This window comes from Mycobacterium sp. BK086 (assembly GCA_004362315.1).
In the GTDB taxonomy this organism is placed as follows: domain Bacteria; phylum Actinomycetota; class Actinomycetes; order Mycobacteriales; family Mycobacteriaceae; genus Mycobacterium.
In genome coordinates this window covers 788748-809398 of the sequence record SNWL01000005.1, presented here as the reverse complement: position 1 = coordinate 809398, position 20651 = coordinate 788748, and the positions used below count along the sequence as shown (strand labels likewise).

Annotated in this window: 19 protein-coding genes; 13 read left to right on the top strand and 6 right to left on the bottom strand. The window is 67.0% G+C overall.

Going from position 1 to position 20651, the window contains the following annotated elements; all coding sequences use genetic code 11:
* The first annotated feature begins 18 nt into the window (after positions 1-18).
* The 8 genes from EV580_RS20430 (at position 19) to EV580_RS20395 (ending at position 8783) form a co-directional block, all read left to right on the top strand.
* The gene (locus EV580_RS20430) at positions 19-1794 is read left to right on the top strand and encodes an N-acyl-D-amino-acid deacylase family protein (RefSeq protein ID WP_133693005.1); all 1776 of its coding nucleotides are present in this window, start codon (positions 19-21) and stop codon (positions 1792-1794) included.
* On the top strand, positions 1787-2686 hold the full coding sequence (locus tag EV580_RS20425; RefSeq protein ID WP_133693004.1) for an alpha/beta hydrolase: 900 nt from the start codon (positions 1787-1789) through the stop codon (positions 2684-2686). Before EV580_RS20430 ends, EV580_RS20425 begins: the two co-directional genes overlap by 8 nt.
* Positions 2687-2694: 8 nt before the next feature.
* A complete protein-coding gene (locus EV580_RS20420) occupies positions 2695-3819 on the top strand; it encodes an aromatic ring-hydroxylating oxygenase subunit alpha (protein ID WP_133693003.1) in 1125 nt (374 codons plus the stop codon).
* 5 nt (positions 3820-3824) lie between these two features.
* Complete coding sequence (locus EV580_RS20415; RefSeq protein WP_133693002.1) at positions 3825-4958, top strand: epoxide hydrolase family protein; 1134 nt, start codon at positions 3825-3827, stop codon at positions 4956-4958.
* 5 nt (positions 4959-4963) lie between these two features.
* A complete protein-coding gene (locus EV580_RS20410) occupies positions 4964-6676 on the top strand; it encodes a DUF3556 domain-containing protein (RefSeq protein ID WP_133693001.1) in 1713 nt (570 codons plus the stop codon).
* A 144-nt stretch (positions 6677-6820) separates the two neighbouring features.
* Entirely contained in the window at positions 6821-7384 is a 564-nt protein-coding gene (locus EV580_RS20405; protein ID WP_286171699.1) for a TetR-like C-terminal domain-containing protein, read from the top strand.
* Positions 7385-7446: 62 nt separating this feature from the next.
* Entirely contained in the window at positions 7447-8004 is a 558-nt protein-coding gene (locus EV580_RS20400) for a hypothetical protein (protein ID WP_133693000.1), read from the top strand.
* Between the two features lie 11 nt (positions 8005-8015).
* Entirely contained in the window at positions 8016-8783 is a 768-nt protein-coding gene (locus EV580_RS20395; RefSeq protein ID WP_133692999.1) for an alpha/beta fold hydrolase, read from the top strand.
* Here the strand turns inward: EV580_RS20395 and EV580_RS20390 are convergent.
* The 6 genes from EV580_RS20390 to EV580_RS20365 all read right to left on the bottom strand — a co-directional run bounded on the left by EV580_RS20390 (position 8780) and on the right by EV580_RS20365 (position 14321).
* Positions 8780-9583 carry a hypothetical protein gene (locus EV580_RS20390; RefSeq protein WP_133692998.1) on the bottom strand — a complete coding sequence of 268 codons (804 nt, stop codon included), beginning with the start codon at positions 9581-9583 and terminating at the stop codon, positions 8780-8782. The genes EV580_RS20395 and EV580_RS20390 overlap by 4 nt on opposite strands.
* Positions 9584-10690: a PDR/VanB family oxidoreductase gene (locus EV580_RS20385; protein ID WP_133692997.1), complete on the bottom strand. Its 1107-nt coding sequence runs from the start codon at positions 10688-10690 to the stop codon at positions 9584-9586. It abuts the gene before it with no gap.
* Positions 10687-11586 (bottom strand): metal-dependent hydrolase, encoded by a 900-nt coding sequence (locus EV580_RS20380; protein ID WP_133692996.1) that lies wholly within the window; start codon positions 11584-11586, stop codon positions 10687-10689. Before EV580_RS20380 ends, EV580_RS20385 begins: the two co-directional genes overlap by 4 nt.
* 51 nt (positions 11587-11637) lie before the next feature.
* Positions 11638-12045 (bottom strand): hypothetical protein, encoded by a 408-nt coding sequence (locus tag EV580_RS20375; RefSeq protein ID WP_133692995.1) that lies wholly within the window; start codon positions 12043-12045, stop codon positions 11638-11640.
* A gap of 149 nt (positions 12046-12194) precedes the next feature.
* A complete protein-coding gene (locus tag EV580_RS20370) occupies positions 12195-13652 on the bottom strand; it encodes a serine/threonine-protein kinase (RefSeq protein ID WP_133692994.1) in 1458 nt (485 codons plus the stop codon).
* Positions 13653-13661: 9 nt separating this feature from the next.
* On the bottom strand, positions 13662-14321 hold the full coding sequence (locus EV580_RS20365) for a TetR/AcrR family transcriptional regulator (RefSeq protein WP_133692993.1): 660 nt from the start codon (positions 14319-14321) through the stop codon (positions 13662-13664).
* A 218-nt stretch (positions 14322-14539) separates the two neighbouring features.
* Between EV580_RS20365 and EV580_RS20360 the strand changes: the two genes are divergently transcribed.
* From EV580_RS20360 to EV580_RS20340, 5 genes are read left to right on the top strand one after another with little or no spacing between them, the layout of a single operon-like run.
* The gene (locus tag EV580_RS20360) at positions 14540-16540 is read left to right on the top strand and encodes a dipeptide ABC transporter ATP-binding protein (RefSeq protein WP_133692992.1); all 2001 of its coding nucleotides are present in this window, start codon (positions 14540-14542) and stop codon (positions 16538-16540) included.
* A complete protein-coding gene (locus tag EV580_RS20355) occupies positions 16540-17409 on the top strand; it encodes an ABC transporter permease (RefSeq protein ID WP_133692991.1) in 870 nt (289 codons plus the stop codon). The genes EV580_RS20360 and EV580_RS20355 overlap by 1 nt, the downstream gene beginning before the upstream one ends.
* A gap of 10 nt (positions 17410-17419) precedes the next feature.
* Positions 17420-18424 (top strand): ABC transporter permease, encoded by a 1005-nt coding sequence (locus EV580_RS20350; protein WP_133692990.1) that lies wholly within the window; start codon positions 17420-17422, stop codon positions 18422-18424.
* A 5-nt stretch (positions 18425-18429) separates the two neighbouring features.
* Positions 18430-19071 (top strand): cysteine hydrolase family protein, encoded by a 642-nt coding sequence (locus tag EV580_RS20345; RefSeq protein ID WP_133692989.1) that lies wholly within the window; start codon positions 18430-18432, stop codon positions 19069-19071.
* On the top strand, positions 19068-20648 hold the full coding sequence (locus tag EV580_RS20340) for an ABC transporter substrate-binding protein (RefSeq protein WP_133692988.1): 1581 nt from the start codon (positions 19068-19070) through the stop codon (positions 20646-20648). Before EV580_RS20345 ends, EV580_RS20340 begins: the two co-directional genes overlap by 4 nt.
* Positions 20649-20651 lie beyond the last annotated feature (3 nt).

The following is a 20651-nucleotide window of genomic DNA, read 5'->3' as shown; positions in this document are numbered from 1 at the left end:
AAGTGTATTGTTAGCGCGATGGGCTTCGATGTGGTGATCACGAACGGCCGCTACTTCGATGGAACGGGTGGCCCGTCGGCGATCCGCAATATCGGTATCCGCGACGGGCACATCGCCGCGGTCACCGACGAGCCGATCGAGGGTGCCGAGGAGATCGACGCGTCCGGCCAGTGGGTGATGCCCGGGCTGATCGACATCCACACGCATTACGACGTCGAACTGCTCAACGGGCCGGCTCTGCCGGAATCCCTGCGGCACGGCGTCACCACGGTCGTGGTGGGATCCTGCTCGATCTCCACGGTTCACGTCGGTGGCGTCGACGCCGGCGACCTGTTCGGCCGGGTCGAGGCGATTCCGCGTGACTACGTCATCGCCGCCATCGACCAACACAAGAACTGGTCGAGCGCCGAAGAATACGTTCGCGCCCTCGAGTCCCGTCCGCTCGGGCCCAATGTCACCGCCTTCCTTGGTCATTCCGATATGCGCACCGCGGTGATGGGGCTCGAACGCGCGACCACCAAAGCGGACCAGCCGACTAAGACCGAGCTCACCAAGATGGAGCACTGGCTCATCGAGGCACTCGATGCCGGCTTCATCGGGCTGTCATCCCAACAACTGCTGTTCGACCGGCTCGATGGCGATGTCTGCCGGTCCCGCACGTTGCCTTCGACGTACGTCAAGCGCAAGGAGATGCGTCGGCTCACCCGGCTGGTGCGCAAGCGTGGGCGCGTCCTGCAGAGCGGGCCCGACATCCAGCACCCGCCCCGGGTGGCGGCACAGCTCGCGCGGTCGATCGGCGGGCTGCGCCGGCCGTTGAAGATCAGCTTCCTGGCCGCCGCCGACGCCAAGTCGAATCCGATCGGGCACCGGATCCTCACCGGCGCGGCGCGCCTCATCAATGCGCTCGACGGTGACTTCCGATGGCAACACCTGCCGGTGCCGTTCGAGGTCTACGGCGACGGCATCGACCTGGTGATTTTCGAGGAGCTCGGTGCCGGGGCGGCAGCGCTGCATCTGCGCGATGAGGTCGAGCGCAACGAGCTGATGCGTGACGAGGCCTACCGGCGCCAGTTCCGGAAGGACTACGACAACAAGTTCAAGATCGGCGCCTGGCACAAGGACTTCTTCGATGCCGACATCGTGTCGTGCCCGGACCGGTCGCTGGTGGGTAAGACCTTCGGCCAGATCGGCCTCGACCGCGACCTGCATCCCGTCGACGCGTTCCTGGATCTCGTCTTGGAGCACGGTCGCGCATTGCGGTGGCGCACGGTCATCTCCAACCATCGGCCCAAGGTGCTGAAGAAACTGGCCGTCGATCCGGGTGTCCAGGTCGGCTTCTCCGATGCCGGCGCCCACCTGCGCAATATGGCGTTCTACAACAGCGGGTTGTGTCTGCTGCGGCATGTTCATCAAAGCGCGCAGGCCGGAGCGGAATTCATGACCGTCGAGCATGCGGTGCACCGGCTGACGGGCGAACTGGCCGACTGGTATTCGCTGGACGCGGGGCATCTGCGTGTCGGCGACCGTGCGGACGTCGCGGTCATCGATCCGGCACACCTGGACGAATCACTGAGTGTCTACGCCGAGGAATCCGTCGAACAGTACGGCGGGCTGAGTCGCATGGTGAATCGCAATGACGACACCGTTGCTGCGGTTCTCGTCGGCGGCCGAACGGTTTTCCGCAACGGGGTCCCGACCGAATTGGTGGGGACCGAGCGCACCGGCAGCTTCCTGCGCGCCGGGCGAAAGGTTCCGGCACCCCGGGTTGCGGCGGGTGCGACGACCGGTGGGTGATCTCGACTACGCCCAGTTCGATCCGGAACTCCGGACATTCGCGCGCGTACTGCCGAAGGGGTACGCACTGCACCGGGGTTTGACGCTGCCCCGCGCCCTGATGGGTTTCGCGGCCCGGGTCGGGAAGGTACGCGATGTCGACGTCGCGGTCGTGAAACCGGCTGTCACAGTGCGGGTTCATCGTCCTGTCGGTCAGTCGGCTCCTGGCCCCGCATTGTTGTGGATCCACGGTGGCGGCACGATCATGGGATCGGCCGCCCAAGAGGACCGGTTCTGCCGCAAGCTGGTCAACTTCACCGACGTGGCCGTGGTGGCGGTCGAGCATCGGCTCGCGCCGGAGCATCCGTACCCCACGCCACTGGAAGACTGCTATGCCGCGCTGCAGTGGATCGCGGCGCAGCCGTGGGTGGACCCGGCACGCATTGGCGTCGGCGGAGCAAGCGCCGGTGGGGGATTCACCGCGGCGGTGGCCCAGCTGGCCCACGACCGGGGCGAGATCGATCTCGCCTTGCAGATGATGGTGTATCCGATGCTCGACGACCGGACACCCGGGGAGCGGACACGTCGGGTGATGTGGACCGCGAGCGACAACCGGCTGGCCTGGCAGTGGTACCTCGCCGGTGCCGACCCGCAGCAGGCCGTACCGGCACGCCGTGCCGACCTCTCCGGCCTGGCGCCGGCATGGATCGGCGTCGGCAGCCGCGACCTCTTCTACGACGAATGCCGCGCGTACGCAGACCGGTTGCGTCAGGCCGGCGTTCAGGTTCACGAGCAGATCGCCGACGGCGCCTTCCATGCGTTCGATCTCATCGCATCGAATGCCGCTGTCTCTCAACGGTTCTTCGCCAGCCAGTGCCGTGCCGTCCGGTCGGCTCTCGTCGAGACGAGGTGAGGTGTCCCATGCCGCGACAGGAAGCCCTGGAACTGACACGCCGGGTACTCAAACACTTCGAGAACGACACCCTGGACGTCGCCGACGACGTCTGGTGTGAACCCCGGGAGGCGTACGTCGACCCGGACCGCTTCGCTGCCGATGTGCAGATGTTGCGCCGGGTGCCGCACGTGATCGGTTGGGCGGGTGAGGTTGCCGCGCCGGGGCAGTACACCACCAAAGACGTGCTGGGCGTACCCGTGCTCGTCGCCCGCGGCAAGGACGGCACGCTGCGCGCATTCGTCAACGGATGCGCCCACCGCGGGGCGCAGGTCGCGGCCGATTGCGGCAAGACACGAATGTTCAGCTGCCCGTATCACGGGTGGAGCTACGGACTGGACGGCCGGCTGGTCGGGACACCAGCGCGAAAAATGTTCGCCGGAGCCGACCTGGAGCAGCGCGGGCTGATCCCGCTGCCGGTCAGCGATCAGGCAGGGCTGCTCGTCGTGGGGCTCTCCAGTGACGTCGACGTCTCCGATGCTCTCGGCGACATCGCAATGCCGTTGTCGGAATACGGCTTTGATCACAATCACCATGTCGAGACCCGGCGTTTCGACCTTGCCTGCAATTGGAAACTCGCCGTCGACGTGAACTTCGAGGGCTACCACTTTCCCTACGTCCACGCCGATACCCTTGATCCATTGGCGTCCAACAACTCCGTCATCGACATCTACGCTCGCCACATTCGCTGGTCCTTCCCATTCCGCGACATCGTGCAGTTCCGCGACCAACCCGAGGCCGACTGGCCCGACCAGTTCTTCGGCACGGTCGTGTACGGGCTGTTCCCGAGCTGTGTGTTGATCGAAGCTCCGGGAACCTCGCAAATGCTGCGGGCCTACCCCGGCAAGAATCCTGGCGAGACCGTTCTCTATCTCTCCATCGGGGCGCCCAAGGAGATCACCACTGACGAGGAGCGGGCCTGGTACAAGATGGGAATCGACGGGGCCGCACAGGTGCTGGACGGCCAGGACTTCCCGATGGCGGCGGCATGCCAGCGTGGGCTCGAGGCCGGTGTCGACCATGTCGTGTTCGGGCGAAACGAGCCGCTGTTGCATCATCTGGCATCGGTCCGGAACCAGGCGCTGGCAGGATGACCGCCATGCTGACATCGTCTCCGATCGAGGTTCCCCAAGCCGACCTCGACGACCTGCAACGCCGCCTCGACTCCGCGCGATTCCCGGCCGAATTGCCGGACAGCGGGTGGGATTACGGCACCGAGCAGGCCTTCCTGCGGACTGTGATCGACCGCTGGCGCGACGGATACGACTGGCGGGCAACCGAAGCCGAGCTCAACCAGTGGGGCTCACACACCACCACCGCGGCCGGCCAGCGGGTGCACCTGCTGCACGTCCGGTCCGACAATGCCGACGCGATCCCAATGGTGCTCGTGCACGGCTGGCCGGGCTCCATCGTCGAATTCCTCGACGTATTGCCCTTGCTGCGGGAACGCTTCCACATGGTCGTCGCCTCGATGCCCGGGTACGGCTTCTCGGGTCCGACCACCCGACGAGGCGTCGATGTCGCAACGGTCGCCGCAGCCGTCGACGACGTGATGGCTCACCTCGGGTACGACCGCTACCTCGCACAGGGCGGTGACTGGGGAGCACTCGTCGTCCGCCATCTCGGCGAGCACCACGCGCCACGGGTGGCGGCCATCCACACCAACATGCTGTTCTCCCCGTTCGATGGCGACCCCGCCGAGACCATGAACGGCGTGACGGAAACCGAACTGGCAGCGGTTGTTTCCTCAGCCCAGCGGATCGTGGACGGAACCGCGTACATGGACATCCAGTCGACCCGGCCGCACTCCCTGGGCTTCGGGCTGGACGATTCGCCGCTGGGCCTGGCCGGCTGGATCCTGGAGAAGTTTCACGCCTGGTGCGATATCCGCGACGGCATGCCGATCCGCACCGATCGGCTGATCGACAACCTGATGATGTACTGGCTCACCGGCACGGCGACGTCGGCGGCGCGGCTCTACTGCGAAGCGAGCCGAGCGGGCAATTCGGCGCTCAGCGACTGGCACGGCCGCGTCGACGTCCCGACCGGGTACGCCGTGTATCCGTTCGAGCTGTTGCAGACACCTCGGGTGTGGGCGGAACGCCGGTACAACCTGGTGCATCACAGCGTGCAGGACCGAGGGGGCCACTTCGCCGCCTTCGAACAACCGGAACTCTTCGCCGCCGACGTCAACACCTACGGCGACACGCTCCGGGACCTCAAGGTGTTCTGAGCCCGATGGGATTTCTCAAAGCCGACTCACCGAAGATCGACTACCCGGCCTGGCAGCGGGGCAGCCGATCCGAACGCCTTCAACCACTGGTGCGTCATATCGCCGAGCGAGGCATGGGAAATCCCGACGTCCTCTACCTGGTGTACATCGTGAAGATCGGGCTGTTCATCCTCGGTGGAATCTGCTTTGCCTTGTCCACCAAGGGAATCGACGGGTGGACCGGCATCACGTCGTGGTGGAGCGAGCCGATCGTCTTCCAGAAGGTCGTGTTGTGGTCGCTGCTGTTCGAGGTGCTGGGCCTGGGCTGCGGATTCGGGCCGCTGACCGGAAAGATCAAGCCACCGATGGGCTCGGTGCTGTACTGGCTTCGCCCCGGCACCATCCGCCTGCCGCCGTGGCCGAACCGGATTCCGCTGACCGCGGGGGATCGCCGGACGGTCCTCGAAGTCGTGCTCTACGCCGGACTGCTGGCGGCGACGCTTTACGCGCTGCTCGCCGACGGCACCGGACCCGTTGCGGCGCTGGGCACTTCGGTTGGCGTACTGCCGACGTGGAACATCGCCCTCATCATCGGATTACTTGCGGTGCTGGGCTTGCGGGACAAGCTGATCTTCCTGGCCTGCCGCGGAGAAGTCTACGGCGCCTTGACCGTGACCTTCCTGCTTCCCGGTCCGGACATGATCGTCGGGGCGAAGCTGGTGATGGTAGCCATCTGGATCGGTGCCGCGACGTCGAAACTGAACAAACACTTTCCCTACGTGGTTGCGACGATGATGGGCAACAGCCCGCTCGTCCGCTGGAAAGGGTTGCGTAAGAGGCTGTATCGCGGCTTCCCGGAGGATATCCAGCCAAGTCTTATTCCGCAGTTGCTCGCGCACGGCGGCACCGTCATCGAGATGGGCATTCCGGTGGTGCTGTTCTTCTCCCGCGGTGGCGTCGTCACCGCCGTCGCGGCGACCGTGATGGTGATCTTCCATCTGGTGATCCTCACGTCGATCCCGTTGGGTGTGCCGCTGGAGTGGAACGTGTTCATGATCTTCGGGATCGGCTCGCTGTTCGTCGCCCACGCGGGCGTCGGTCTCGGCGACGTCGCCCATCCGTGGGCCATCGCGGCGCTGATGGCGGTCATCGTGGTGGCAATCGCATTGGGCAACCTCGCCCCGCCGAAAGTGTCCTTCCTGCCCGGGATGCGCTACTACGCGGGCAACTGGGATATCTCGACGTGGTGCCTGACCGAATCCGCAACGGCGAAGATCCATGCGCAGCGGATCGGCCTCGGCGCGTTACAACACAAGCAGCTGGAGGGGCTGGTCGGCCCGGAGAACGCCGAGATCGCCATGTACCGGGGCCTGGCATTTCGGGCGATGTATGCGCACGGCCGCGCGGTGGTGACCTTGCTGAACCGCGTGCTGCCCGCCGGGCGGGACGGCGACTACGCGATCGTCGAAGGCGAGATGATCGCCGCCTACGCGTTGGGCTGGAGTTTCGGCGACGGGCACCTGCACAACGAGAGCCTGGTCGCGGCGCTTCACAAGCGCTGCCATTTCGAGCCGGGTGAGCTCCGCATCATCATGATCGACGGTCAGCCGATCCACCGGCAACGTCAGCAGTACCGACTCGTCGACGCCGCGACCGGAGAATTCGAGCGCGGCACGTTCGACATTGCCGATCTCGTCGTCCGCCAGCCGTGGCAGGACGACGTGCCGATGCACGTTTAGTCCCGCCGGCCGCAGGCAAGTCCTGGCACACGCGCGTACCAGATCGCAGCACGATCCCTTCATATCGCGCGGATCCGAGTGGTTGACTGGCGAGCGGACGATGCACGGATTGGGGGTGGAGAAATCGGAGCCGATTCGGAGTATGTGGACGCGGATGTCCCCGACGATGTCCGCCGTACCGTGTTGTCCGCTGCCTACGACGAACTGACCCGGTGGGGCCTTGAGCGGTTCGACATCCCCACGATGTGTGCCCGCCACAAGATCGACGAGGGATTGGTCAGGCGCTATTGGGGTGATGGCAGCAAGCTTGCCCTCGACGCGCTGTTGTTCTGGAGCGATGATGTCCTGACGCCGCCGGACACCGGCTCGCTGCGCTGCGACCTCCAGGAACTGGCTCTCATGGTGGCCCGCCAGGTCAACACCGACATGGGCAGAAGCCTGTTACGGGCGATGGTGATGGACGACCGCGCAGCCTTCGCCAACGACACCCGCATGACGTTCTGGTTCAAGCGGTTCAGCGCCATCCGCTCGGTGTTCGACCGGGCCGCCGAGCGCGGCGAGATCCGGCCCGGCGTCGACACGATCGCCGCGATGCAACTGGTGCTGGCGCCGATCAATGTGCGTGCGCTCTACACCAGGGAACAGATCGAGGAGAGCTACTGCGAGGCCGTCGCCGATCTGGTCTGGCACGCCATCGCCGCACGCTGATTGTCCATTTGTTACCGGTCCGCGCCCTGCCGTCGACCCCCGGCGTGAGAACGTAGACCTCTATGCACACGCACAGCTTCGTCACCTATGAAGAATTCGGTCGCCGATTCTTCGAGGTCGCGGTGACCGAGGAGCGTGTCGCGGCGGCATTCGCCGAAATCGCCGGCGGTGAATTCGAGATGGGCCCGATGGCTCAGGGGCCGGCGGGACTGGCCAAGGTCACCGCCAAGGTGAAGATCCAGCAGCCGACTGCCCGGCGCAGCGTGGGCGACACCATCACCTTCAACGTGCGCATCCCGCTGGTGATCGAGCTGATCGTCGATCTGCGCGTCGACAAGCAGCGGTTCACCGTGGACGGCGATATCGCGCTGCGCGCCACCGCGCGGGCGGCCGAACCGCTGCTGCTGGTGATCGACGTCGCCAAGCCACGGTCCTCGGACATCGCCGTCAACGTGACGTCGAAATCGATGCGCGGTGAGATCATCCGCCTCGTCGCCGGGGTCGATGCCGAGATCCGCCGCTTCGTCGCGGCCTATGTCGCCGACGAGATCGACAGCCCGGCATCGCAACAGGCAAAAGTCATCGACGTCGCCGAGGCCGTCGCCTCGGCCTGGGACTGAGGGAGACAACGGTGCGGTTCGTCTTCGTCCACGGTGGATTTCACGCGAGCTGGTGCTGGGATCGCACCATCGCCGAACTCGACCGGATGGGCCACCAGTCGGTGGCGGTGGACCTCCCCGGGCACGGTGCCCGTGTCGACGATCCGTTGGAGGAGTGGACCATTCCGCGCCGTCGCGACGCGATCCTGGAGGTGATCGAGCCCGGCGACGTGCTGGTCGGGCACTCCGGCGGCGGCTTTGACGCGACCGTCGCCGCTGACGCCGCCGTCGACGACGTCAGCCACATCGTGTACCTCGCCGCGGCACTGCCGCGCGAAGGACGCTCCTATCCCGAGGCGATGGCGATGCGCAACACCGAGGACGGCGAATTCGACGGTGACGTCGGAGAGATGTTGGGCTACCTGCATTTCGACGAGGCCGGTGCGATGACGTTCGCCGATTTCCAGGGTGCCTGGCGCTACTTCTACCACGACTGCGACGAGGAGACCGCGCGCTGGGCGTTCGAGCGGCTGGGGCCGGAGAAGTTCGGCGCGGTCAACGACACCCCGGTGTCTGTCCCGCAATTCTGGGCCGCGGATTTACCGCGCAGCTTCATCCGGTGCACCGAGGACAAGTCGATGCCGCGCTGGCTGGCCGACACTGTCACCGAGCGTCTCGGTGTCGAGCAATTGACCATCGACGCGTCGCATTCGCCATTCCTGTCCCGCCCTGCCGAATTGGCCGAACTGCTGGTCCACGCGACCACGACCAAGCCGGTGGCGCCGCTGCAACCGGATTAATCGCGGCGGGGCTTACCGGTCAGATTCAGTGGCAGGCCAACGGCGCTGAGCTGGGTCAGGACGTCCTCGATGCGTCCCCTCGGCACCTCGGCTTGCCATTCCGGCAGGCTGCCGGTCAGATGCAGGGCGCCCGGCCCGAACGACAGGCTCGTCAGTGTCAAGCCGCTGGCCAGCTCCGGCAAGCGCACCGGGTAGGCCGGTGTGCGGGCCGGCAGCAACCACCGGCGCCTGCGGGTCTGGACGGCTCGGGGATGCAGCCACAGCGTCGACCCGTCGAGTTCGACCTCGACCTCGACGCTGCCCAGCCCCGGCCTGCGCGCCCAGCGCAACCGGGCGACACCGTCGTCGTCCACCTGGCCCGACAGCCGGGGAAGCGCATCGGAGAACACCGCATCCAGGGCATGCGTGGAAATGTCCATGCTCACCTCGACCGGTGCGGCCACCAACACTGGCGGAACACCCGGACGCAGATGGACGTTGTGCAGCACCACCGAGGCGTGCTCGAAATACTTTTCGTCCCAATGGATGTCGGTGGCGGCCAGTCGTACATCGTTGAGCTGGCCGACGGCCAGCCTGCGCACGTCGAGCCGGGAGTCGAATTCGGTGACGGTCAGGGTGATGTCCCCGCCGTCCAGCCGCACGGTCATCGTTCGCCCGACCACGAGTCGCTTGACGGTCATGAACAGCGTCCGGTAGGCCACCGCCGCCCCGGAACTCACCGCCGACGACGACCACACCGACGAGAGCATGTCCAGCGGCCGCAGGAGATCGAAGCGGGCCAGGCCCAGTGATCGCGCCATCTAGAGGTCCAGCTCGAGATGACCGCCCTCAGGTGCCCGCGAGACGCAGGTGAGCATCATCCCGGCGGCTTGTTCCGGTTCGGTCAGAAGCGTATCCCTGTGCTGCACAACACCATTGATAACACGAGTGCGGCAGGTGCCGCAGAAGCCCTGCTGACAGGAGTACGGCGCCGCCACCTGCTCGCGCTGCAGCGCGGACAGCAGGGTCTCATGGGGTCCGACCGTCACGGCGGCGCCCGTCGAGGCCACCGTCGCGGTGAAGGTCGTACCGTCGACCACCGGTGCGGCGGCGAACCGCTCGAAATGCAGTTCCACATCGTCGCGGCCGGCCAGCGCGGCCCGGATCGCGGTCAGCATGGGCGCGGGGCCGCAGGTGTACACGGCGACGCCGTCGGGGCAGTCGCCCAGCAATTCGGCGGCGGTGGGCACACCGTGCACGTCGTCGGTCCGGATCGCTATCCGATCGCCGAACCGGCGCACCTCGTCGAGGAACGGGATGGATTCCTCGCTGCGTCCGGCGTAGATCATCGACCAGTCCACCCCGAGACGGTCGGCCAGGGTAAGCATCGGCAGGATCGGGGTGATGCCGATCCCGCCCGCGATGAACCGCAGCCGCTGGGTGGGCGATCCGTAGCCGGGCACCGTGAGCGGGAACGCATTTCGCGGGCCGCTGCTGGTCACCGTCGTCCCGACCCCGAGGCCATCATGCACCTCGATCGAGCCACCACCGCCAGAAGGGATGCGCCGCACGGCAATTCGGTAGGAGGTGAGCAGGTGCGGATCGCCGCACAGTGAATACTGCCGAATCCGTCCGCTGGGCAGGTGGATGTCGAGGTGGGCACCGGGATGCCACGGCGGCAGCGGTCGCCGGTCCGGGGCGGCCAGCGTCAGCGCGACGACGTTCTGATCCCTGGCGACCACCTGACGCTCGACGATCTGCAGCGTGAGCGTGTGGTCACGGCCCGGGGGAGTCGCAGGCCTGCGGATCGCGCCGCTGATCGCCCACAGGGTGGAGATGGCCGCATCGGTGAGTGCCAGCGGAACGTCGTGACGGGTCCGGCCCGAGGCGCTGGGCGGGGACCACCGCAAGCGGGACAACGGTTTCACAGGTGCGCGGCGCGGGCGGCCGGCGAGCTGGCCAGGTAGGCGACGGCCTGCGCGGTGGAACCGACGTCTTCCGGCGAATAGTTCGGCCGGAAGTAGGTCAGGGTCGTGGAGCCGAACAGCTTGCGGTACTTGGGCAACAGACCGCGCTTGGAGTCGTCGGCCCGCAGCTTCTGCATCCGCCACCAGCTCATGTCGAGGGTGGGATCGGTGCGACACAGATACCAGGCGCCGCGGTTGAAGAAGCCGGCGATCAGCATGGCCGCCATGCCCATGGAACGGATCCGGTCGAGGTAGCTGTCATGGAAGTAGACCGCGACTTCGTGGGCGACGTTGCGGTGCTCGACCTCTTCGCTGCCGTGCCAGCGGAACACGTCGACCAGGGTTGGATCGGCGCCGTAGTCGTCCCAGGCGCTGTTGAGGGCGAAGTCGCCGAGCACCGCGGTGTAGTGCTCGATCGCCGCGATCAGCCACAGCCGGTCGCACAGATTGTTCAGGCGGCGCCGTGGATCGGTGGACGTGCTCGGCGAGAGCACCTGGGCGAAGACGTAGTCGAGCTGACGCAGGATCGGTTGGGGGTCCACCCCGCGGGCGACCATCAGGTCTTGGAGCACCTGTTCGTGGACGTCGGCGTGGGTGGCCTCCTGGCCGATGAAGCCACGCATGTCCTCGACCAGCCGGGGATCTTTCACCAGCGGGAGTGCCTCGTTGTACGTCTCCACGAACCAGCGTTCGGCCACCGGAAGGACGACGTTGAGCAGCCCGATCACATTCGACGCGACGGGATGGCCGGGAATCCAGTGCAGCGGGGCCGCGGTGACGTCGAAATCGACCTTGCGGGCCTGGATCTGCACCCGGCCGGGATCGATCTCGTGTTCGAAACGGCGTGGGCGCAGCATGGGCGGAACCTCCCGGCAGTGAGCTGCCGCGAGTTTATCGGACGGGAGCGATCAGCCGACCTGAGTCGGCGTCACCACAACGGTGCCGGGCGCGCCGGGCGTCGGCCGGCTGCCGCCGTCGGCCGGGATCGGCGGCGCGCTGCCTGCCGAGCTGGGCGGCGGGGCATCGGGCTGGGCGGCCTTGGTGCAGTTCAGCATGAGCTGCATCTTGCCGCTGGCCAGGTACTTCTGGCTCTGCACGATGCACTTGGCTTGGGGCACGTCGCTGCCGACTGATCCGCCGAAGACTGTCGAAACGCCCTGCGCGTGCAGGATGGCGACCGCCTTGTAATACGGCTCGCCGAGGATGTTCATCGTGCCGCCGGCATTGGGGTCAGCGCTGCTGGAACCCATGCTCAGGGCGGCTGCTGCCGAACCCGCGGCAAGCGCTCCGGCGGCCACCAGGATGAGCCTCTTCACTCGAACCTCCGTCTGTGTCTCCGGTCGAACATAGCTCAGGTCGCTGGACGCGCGCCGTTCGAGCAAGTCCCACCAGCCCCTTGCGACGTCTATCGTCACGGGCCTGCCCAGACGTTTCATCCCGCGCCGAGATCGACGTTTTGGTGGGTTTACGGGGCGTTGCCGCGCAGGATTTCCTCGGCGCAGCGCAGCCGGGTGTGCCCGGTTTCCTGCATGCAGACCCGCACCGGGGACTCGGTCTCGGTCGGCGGAGCCGAAATGGGAGCCGTGGGCGAGGTCGTCACCACCGGGTTCGGGATCACGTCCTGGTGGACCGACCACAGGTAGCGGTTGGTGTATTGCAGCTGCGTGCAGAACGCGGTGGCCCCATCGGCGGTGATGCCGGTGGCGCCCGGTTCGGTGCAATCCGACCCGATCACCGCGGTGGGGGTCGGCGCCACGGTGACGGTGTCGGTCGGGGTGTTGGTGGTCGTCGTGGTCGTTGTGGTGGTGACCGGCGGCGGCGGGGCGACGACGCTGGTGGTCGCGGGAGTCGTCGCGGTCGTGGTGGTGTGGACGTCGTCCTGGGTGGCGACCGTCTCACCACGGTCGCGTCCGGCGATGAACGCCGCGGCCACCGCGATCAGGAGCACGAGCAGAACCGGGACCAGGATGGCCGGGCGCAGCCACGACTTGTGCGTTCCCGGTCCGGGTTCGTCGCCCGGTGCGGCGTCGGTGATCGGGGTCAGCCGGGTGGCGTCGGTGTCGGACAGCCCGTCACCCGAGAGCGGTGTGGTGATGTGGTGCGACAGGGCCCTGGCGAAATCGACGCAGCGGTCGAAGCGGTCGGCGGGGTCCTTCGCCAGCGCTTTTTGCAAGGCCGGGTCCAGATCGGCCAGTTCGGGCCGGTGATCGGCCAGGCTCGGCGGCAACGCCGACAGGTGCTGGCTGATCACCACCGCGGGGTTGGTGTGCTGAAACGGCGGCTTGCCGGTGAGTAGGTGATAGGCGGTGGCGGCGAGTGCGTACTGGTCGGCCCTGCCGTCCAGTTCACGGCCCATCAATTGTTCCGGGGCGGCATACGACACCGTGCCGACCGTCATATTGGTCTGTGTCAACCCGCTGGCGTCATTGTCCCAGCGGGCAATGCCGAAGTCCGCCAACAGGATTCGTTCGCCATCCGGCTCCTGCCTGGCCACCAGGATATTGGCGGGCTTGACGTCGCGGTGCAGCAGATGTCGTTGGTGTGCATAATCCAGCGCCTCGCCGACCGCGGTGACGATGTTGAGCACGTCGCGCTGTGGCAGCCCGGTGGGATGGGTCTTGAGCAGCTCGCCCGCATCGGTGCCGTCGACGTAATCCATCGCGATCCACAGCTGGCCGTCGGACTCACCACGATCGTGGACGCCGACGATGTGCGGGTGCCACAGCGTGGCGGCGATATCGGCTTCGCGTTCGAACCGGGCCCGGAATTCGTCATCCCCGCTGACCGAGGCGGGCAGCACCTTGAGCGCATCCTGGCGGGGCAGCCGAGGGTGCGCCGCGAGATAGACCTCGCCCATCCCGCCCGCGCCGAGCAGACGCAGGATCGTGTAACCCGCGAATGTCTCGCCTTCGGCCAGCGGCATGGCCTGATCCTACAAATGTCCTGCCCACGCAGGTCCGGACGCGCGAAGTGCGGTCAAGGCGTCGTCGGTGACGCCGAGTACCCGCAGGCAGGCGTCGGCAACGTGGCCGGCCAGCGCCGTGTGGTCAGGCCGCGGGGGTGGTGTCCACATGTTCACCAGCGACTCGACCAGACGAAACGGCAGGTCGGCGGCATCGGCGGCCACCCCGGTCGTCGCCAGGATCGCGCGGCTCAGATCGAGGTAGGCCAGCCGCAGGCGTTCGCGTTCGGTCCAAAACGTCGCCAGCCGTGCTTCGCGCAGCTCGGGCAGCAGATACAGCGCGCCCAGATTCCACCGCGACGTCAGCAGCTGGGCGCCGTCGAAGGCGGCCAGCGCGTGCAGGCTCAGCTCGGCGGGTGGCTCGGCCTGCCGCAGCTCGGAGAGGTACACCAGCGTCGGCGTGACGGTCTGATGCAGCAGCGCGGACAGCAGCTCGTCTTTGGTCTTGAAGTAGTGGTACAGCGAGGCCTGCCGGATGCCGACCGCTTCGGCGATCGCCCGGGTGGACGTGCTGGCATAGCCGCGGGTGGTGAACAGCTCCGCGGCGGCGTCGAGGATCTCCTCCCGGGCGGTCGTGCCCGGCCTGCGCCGCTCGGTCAAGCGCGGACGGCCCGCCCGCGTCGTCTCCATGGATCCGATGTTGACCCACATCACCAGCGAAAAGACAGACCCGGGGATTTTCTGTCACACGACAGAAACGCGGGATACCTATCGGTTACGCGCCGCCACGGATTGGTTACGCCAGCGACACCAATCGCGACACGAGGCCCGCAAAACTGTCAATCGACAGGCTGATGGCTCACCGGTGAGGCCATCCTCGTGATTTTCGACCCTCGGGGAGACTCTGCATGGCGAGCGCCGCAAGTGTTGCGCTACGACCTGACGCCCCGGCGACTGCGCCGGCCGGCGACGTGGTCGCCGCGGTGAATGACCTGAGCGTCACGTTCCGCCGCAATGGCAAGGACGTGCACGCGCTGCGCGGGGTGTCGCTGACCATCGCACCCGGCGAGATCGTCGGCCTCGTCGGCGAGTCCGGATCGGGCAAGAGCGTGCTGGGTTTCAGCATGCTCGGCCTGCTGGGACGCGCCAAGACCGGCGGCAGTGTGGCGGTCTGCGGAACCGACATGCTCACCGGCGCGGCCAAGCAGCTGCGCAAAGTCCGGCGCCTGGACCTCGGCGCGGTCTTCCAGGACCCGATGACCTCGCTGAACCCCACCATGCGGATCGGCAAGCAGGTCGAAGAGGTCGCAGGTAGCAGCGAAGAGGCGCTGAAACTGCTGACCGCCGTGGGTATTCCGGACCCCGAACGCCGGATGCGGGCCTACCCGCACGAATTGTCCGGCGGTCTGCGGCAGCGCGTGATGATCGCAATCGCCGTGGCCGGCAATCCCGAGCTGATCATCGCCGACGAACCGACCACCGCACTCGATGTCACCGTCCAGGCGCAGGTGCTGGCGTTGCTGCAGCGGTTGCGCAGCGAGATCGGCTGCAGCATCGTGCTGATCACTCACGACCTCGGCGTGGCGGCCCAGATCGCCGACCGCATCGCGGTGCTCTACGCCGGGCGCATCGCCGAGATCGGTCCGACCGCAGACGTTTTGGCCACCCCGGCACACCCGTACACCCATGGTCTGCTGCAGTCACGCCTGACGCTGGAGACCACCCGCGACCGTCCACTGGCCGCGATGGCCGGCCAGGTGCCCAGTCCGACCGCCCCGCTGCCCGGCTGCGCCTTCGTGCCGCGGTGCGCGGTGGCCCGCCCCGAATGTTCCACCACGCCACCGGATCCGGTGCCCGTCGCCACGAACCGGGTGAGCGCGTGCATCATCGAACCCGAGCAGATGCGGGCCGAGCTGGCGGGCATCGTCGCCGCCGAGACCGAAGCGTTCGCCGACCGGGCCGAGATCGACGCCGAACAGCCGGCTGCCGTCGACGCCCGCAGCGTCACCAAGGCATTCACCGTGCGCCGCCGCTGGCTCGACCGCTCGGGCGCGAAGCAGAGCAAACTGCAGGCCCTGCGTGGGGTGTCACTGACCGTCGCGCACGGCGAATCGGTGGCGCTGGTGGGGGAGAGCGGATCCGGCAAGTCGACACTGCTGCGCATCATCGCCGGGTTGGAAAAGCCGACCACCGGTGAGGTCGCGCTGGCCGGAAACCAGCGCCCGCAGATGGTCTTTCAGGACGCCGGCGCCTCGCTGACGCCGTGGCTGTCGGTCGGCGAGCTGATCGGTGAGCGGCTGCGCGGCACGAACATGTCGCGCACCGAGCGCAAGGATGCCGTCGCGGCCGTGCTCGAGCGGGTGGGTCTGCCCCAGGATGTGGTCAAGTCGCGGGCCGGCCAGCTGTCGGGCGGTCAGCGGCAGCGGGTGTCGCTCGCCCGGGCCACCGTGATCCCGCCGCAGGTGCTGCTGTGCGACGAACCGACCAGCGCGCTCGACGTATCGCTGGCCGCCTCGGTGCTCAACCTCATCGGCGAATTGCGCCGCGGACTGGACATGTCGGTGGTGTTCGTGACCCACGACCTGTCGGTGGCCCGAGTCGTCGCCGACCGGATCGCGGTGATGTATCTGGGCCGCATCGTCGAAATCGGCCCCGCCGAAGACGTCATCGGACGTCCGACCCACCCCTACACGCAGGCTCTGGTCGACGCGATCCCCGATCTGGGCCGCGACTGCCGGGTGCTGTCCGGCGAACCCGCCAGCCCGCTGTCCCCGCCGACGGGATGCGCGTTCCATCCGAGGTGCCCGATCGCGATCGACACGTGCAGCGACACCGAACTCGACGTGCGACTCGAAGGCATTCCCGGTAGCCCGCACCAGGTCGCCTGTATCGAACGAAAGGCGCGCTGATGGCCATCGCAATCCCTGCCCCGGCCCTGTTACGCAGCCGCGAGAAGCGGATGGCCGCACTGCCCAAGGATCGTGCCATGATCCTGAATTGGCTTGGGGTGTCCCTGATCCTGCTGGTGACGCTGATCGCGGTCGCCGTGCCGATCCTCGCGCCGCACGATCCGCTGGTGCCGGTCGGCATGCCGTTGCAGGCGCCGGGCAAGGACGGTTTCCTGCTCGGCACCGACAGCGTCGGTCGCGACATCTTGAGCCGGGTGTTGTTCGGTGTGCGGTCCAGCTGGTTCGCCGCGCTGGTCGTGGTGGCCGTCGGGCTGTTGATCGGCGGCGTGATCGGACTGATCGCCGGTGCCGCCGGCGGCTGGGTGGATGCGACGCTCATGCGGATCACCGACGGGTTCCTGTCGCTGCCGGCACCCGTCCTCGCCATCGCAGTCGTCGCCGCGCTCGGGCCCGGTTTCATCCACACCCTCATCGCGGTGTCGATCGTGTGGTGGCCGTTCTACGCCAGGCTGGTTCGGGGCGAGATCGTCCGGCTGGCTGCCCGCCCGCACGTCGAAGCGGCCCGGCTTGCCGGGGTGGGACCGATCCGGGTGGCACTGCGCCACCTGCTGCCCGGCGCGGTACCCAACGCGCTGGTCGCCGCCAGCCTCGACCTCGGAACACTGATCCTGACGCTGGCCGCGCTGTCGTTCCTGGGACTCGGCCAGTCGGCACCGGCTCCCGAACTGGGCGCCGACGCGGCCCGCAACCTCAGCTATTTCCTGCAGCAGTGGTGGGTTCCGGTGATGCCGGGTCTCGGCGTTCTGGTTCTGGCCGTGATCGGAAACATCGCGGGTGACAGCCTGCGCAACCTGATGAAGACGAGCTAGGAGGCCTTCGATGAGAACATTCATCGTCTCTCGTCTGGCGGCCATGGTGGCGATCCTGGTCGCACTCACCGCGGTGATGTTTGTGCTGCAACACATTTCGCCGCTGGATCCGGTCAAGGCGCAGATGGGTGCGCAGTCATCGGCCTCCGCGGTGGCTGCCCGCCGGGAAGCGCTGGGCCTCAACGACCCGATGTTCACCCAGTTCTGGCACTACCTCACCGGCGCCGTGCAGGGCGATCTGGGGACGTCGTACCGCACCCGTCACCCCGTCGCATCCGATCTGGGCAGCTTCTTCCCGGCCACCCTGGAACTGGCGCTCTACGGCATCGGGATCGCCCTGGTGCTCGCCGTCCTGCTGGCGTTCAGCACCACCCTGAAGTGGCGGGGATCGGCTGCGCTGCGGGCGATCCTGTTCACCGGGGCCTCGGCGCCGATGTTCCTACTCGGCATCCTCGGGCTGATCGTCTTCTACCAGAAGCTGGGCTGGGTGCCCGCCAACGGGCGCACCGGAATCAGTAACCCGCCGACCGGACCCACCGGCCTGCTGACCGTGGACGGTCTGCTCAGCGGCCGCCTCGATGTCGTCACCGACGCACTGCACCACCTGATCCTGCCGGCCCTGGTGATCGCGCTGGGCCCGGCGGTGGCCATCGGCCGGGTGCTGCGCTCGAGCCTGCTGACCGACATGGACAGCGACTACGCGCGCACCGCGCGGGCAAAAGGCTTGTCGGAGAGCCGAATCGTGGCCGGCCACGTGCTGCGCAACTGCATCGGCTCGGCGCTGTCCATGACCGGCCTGCAGGTGGGCCTGATGTTCTCCGGCGTGCTGGTGATCGAGCAGGTGTTCGGCTGGCCGGGTATCGGCCAGTACATCGCGCAGAGCATCCCGGTGGCGGACTTCCCGGCGATCGCCGGTGTGACGCTGATGCTCGGCGCGCTCTACGTCTTCATCAATACGGCCGTGGATCTTCTGCAGGCCGCCGCAGACCCCCGCATCGCAGTAATAGGAGGATAAGTTAGGTGCCGAAACAGCCACTGATCGTGGGCAATCCGGTTCTGGTCGTCGTCGACATGCAAGAGAGCGGCGGTATGCCCGCCGACGAAGTCGGCATCGAACACATGCCCGGCTATGACGACAGAATCGAGTTGGCCGAGCGGTTGATCGCCGCCGCCCGCGCCTCGGGTATCCCCATCGTGTTCTTCCAGGAAGTGCACCGGCCCAGCGGAATCGACTTCGGTCGTGAACTGGACGGAAATGAGGGGGAGCACTGCGTGGACGGCCGGGCGGGCACCCCGCTGCATCCGAGGCTGTTGCCCGACTTCAACGGGCCCAACCACGAATTCCATATCGTCAAGCGGCGCTATTCCGGTTTCATCGGAACGGAATTCGAGATCGTGTTGTCCGGGCTGAAGGCCGACACACTGATCCTGATCGGCGGCCTGACCGACGTGTGCGTCCACTACACCTTCGCCGACGCACACCAGCGGGACTTCTATGTCCGGGTGGTGACCGACTGTGTCGGAGGGTCGTCGGTGTACCGGCACGAGGCCGCACTGGATGCCATGGAATACCTGCAGTCCGGTGCGATGCGCACCGGTGACGAAATCATCGCCGCCTTCGAGGAACTCGGGGCGCCCGTCCTGGAAGGTGCCGCCCGATGAGAAAACTGACCACACTCCTGGCGCTCGGCGCGACCGCCGTGCTCACCGTGAGCGCGTGCGGTGGCTCGAACTCGGGCGGTGGCGGCACCCCCAACGCCGCGCCGACCGACAAGGTGCTGCACCTGTCGTTCCTGCAGGATCCCGGGCAGCCGCCAGACCCCGACATCTTCTACGCCGGCCAGGGCCTGCTGCTGACCACCAACACCTATGAGGGTCTGCTGCAGTACAAGGCCGGCACCGAAAAGCCGGAGCTGGAACCGCTGTTGGCCACCGAGTGGACCGAGTCACCCGATCACAAGGTGTTCACGTTCAAGCTGCGCGAGGGCGTCAAGTTCCACGACGGAACACCGTTCACCGCCGATGCGGTGAAGGCCTCGTTCGACCGCCGCCTGGCGGTCAACCAGGGTCCGGCCTACATGGTCAAGGACATCGATTCGGTCACCACACAGGGTGACCACGCCGTCACGATCACGTTGAAGGCACCCAACTCGGCGTTCCTGGACTACCTCGCCTGCCCGTACGGCCCCCGCATGCTCAGCCCCGAAGGACTGAAGAAAAACGGCGGCACCGACAACGCACAGCAGTACCTGACCAACCACGACCTGGGCACCGGTCCGTACACGCTGACCGCCGCGGAGGTCGGGTCGCGCTACGCGCTGGCGTCGTTCCCCGACTACTGGGGCACCAAGCCGTATTTCGAGAAGGTCGAGATCCCGGTCATCACCGACGTCTCGGCGCAGCAGTTGCAGTTCAACAACGGTCAGGTCGCCGCGATCCTGCACGACCTGCCGTCCTCCGCGGTGGGGCAGTACCTCAACGACAGCAAGTACTCGCACTACTCGCTGCCGACGATGATGTCGAACTACCTGTACCTCAACCCGCACAAGGGGATGCTGGCCGACGCCGGTAACCGCAATGCGGTACTGAAGGCGATCGACGTCGACACGCTGGTGAAGCAGACCTACTTCGGCCGTGGCAAGGTCGCCGATCAGATCTACCCGCCGAACATGCTGGCGTCCGACCTGGCCAAGCAGAGCATCACGCTCGATCCGTCGGCGCTGACCAAGGTCGCGGCGGGCCTGCCTGCCGATCAGAAGGCCGTGACCGTCGGTTACGACTCGTCCAATCCGGACAACCAGTTGATCTCCAACCTGATCCAGACCCAGCTGGCCGCGGCCGGTCTGACCGCCAAGGTCCAGGCCTACCCGACGTCGGAGATCTACGGCTGGATCGGCGGCGACGGTCAGGCCGCGCCGGACGTCATCTCGCTGCTGGCCTGGCCGGACGCGCCGTCGCCCTACACCTGGGGTCACATCTCGTGGGATCCCGACGGTGGCCTGAACTATTTGGGCTGCTCGGCTCCGCCGGTGACCGACGCGTTGGCGCGCGGCCTGGTATCCGGTTCGCCGCAGGACTTCGGGCAGGCCGGCGACGAGGCGCTCAAGACGGGCTGCTGGCTGAACATCGCCGACGTGGACGATTTCATGGTCGCCCAACCGTGGCTCAAGGGCGTCGAACAGTCCCACGTGGTGACCAATCCGAACACGCTTCGGCTGGCCTCACTGTCGGTAGGCTGACCC

Coding starts and splice junctions, on each gene's coding strand:
- EV580_RS20430 (WP_133693005.1), top strand. CDS start 19: ATGGGCTTCGATGTGGTGATCACGAACGGCCGCTACTTCGATGGAACG.
- EV580_RS20420 (WP_133693003.1), top strand. CDS start 2,695: ATGCCGCGACAGGAAGCCCTGGAACTGACACGCCGGGTACTCAAACAC.
- EV580_RS20415 (WP_133693002.1), top strand. CDS start 3,825: ATGCTGACATCGTCTCCGATCGAGGTTCCCCAAGCCGACCTCGACGAC.
- EV580_RS20410 (WP_133693001.1), top strand. CDS start 4,964: ATGGGATTTCTCAAAGCCGACTCACCGAAGATCGACTACCCGGCCTGG.
- EV580_RS20400 (WP_133693000.1), top strand. CDS start 7,447: ATGCACACGCACAGCTTCGTCACCTATGAAGAATTCGGTCGCCGATTC.
- EV580_RS20390 (WP_133692998.1), bottom strand. CDS start 9,583: ATGGCGCGATCACTGGGCCTGGCCCGCTTCGATCTCCTGCGGCCGCTG.
- EV580_RS20380 (WP_133692996.1), bottom strand. CDS start 11,586: ATGCTGCGCCCACGCCGTTTCGAACACGAGATCGATCCCGGCCGGGTG.
- EV580_RS20370 (WP_133692994.1), bottom strand. CDS start 13,652: ATGCCGCTGGCCGAAGGCGAGACATTCGCGGGTTACACGATCCTGCGT.
- EV580_RS20365 (WP_133692993.1), bottom strand. CDS start 14,321: ATGGAGACGACGCGGGCGGGCCGTCCGCGCTTGACCGAGCGGCGCAGG.
- EV580_RS20360 (WP_133692992.1), top strand. CDS start 14,540: ATGGCGAGCGCCGCAAGTGTTGCGCTACGACCTGACGCCCCGGCGACT.
- EV580_RS20355 (WP_133692991.1), top strand. CDS start 16,540: ATGGCCATCGCAATCCCTGCCCCGGCCCTGTTACGCAGCCGCGAGAAG.
- EV580_RS20350 (WP_133692990.1), top strand. CDS start 17,420: ATGAGAACATTCATCGTCTCTCGTCTGGCGGCCATGGTGGCGATCCTG.
- EV580_RS20340 (WP_133692988.1), top strand. CDS start 19,068: ATGAGAAAACTGACCACACTCCTGGCGCTCGGCGCGACCGCCGTGCTC.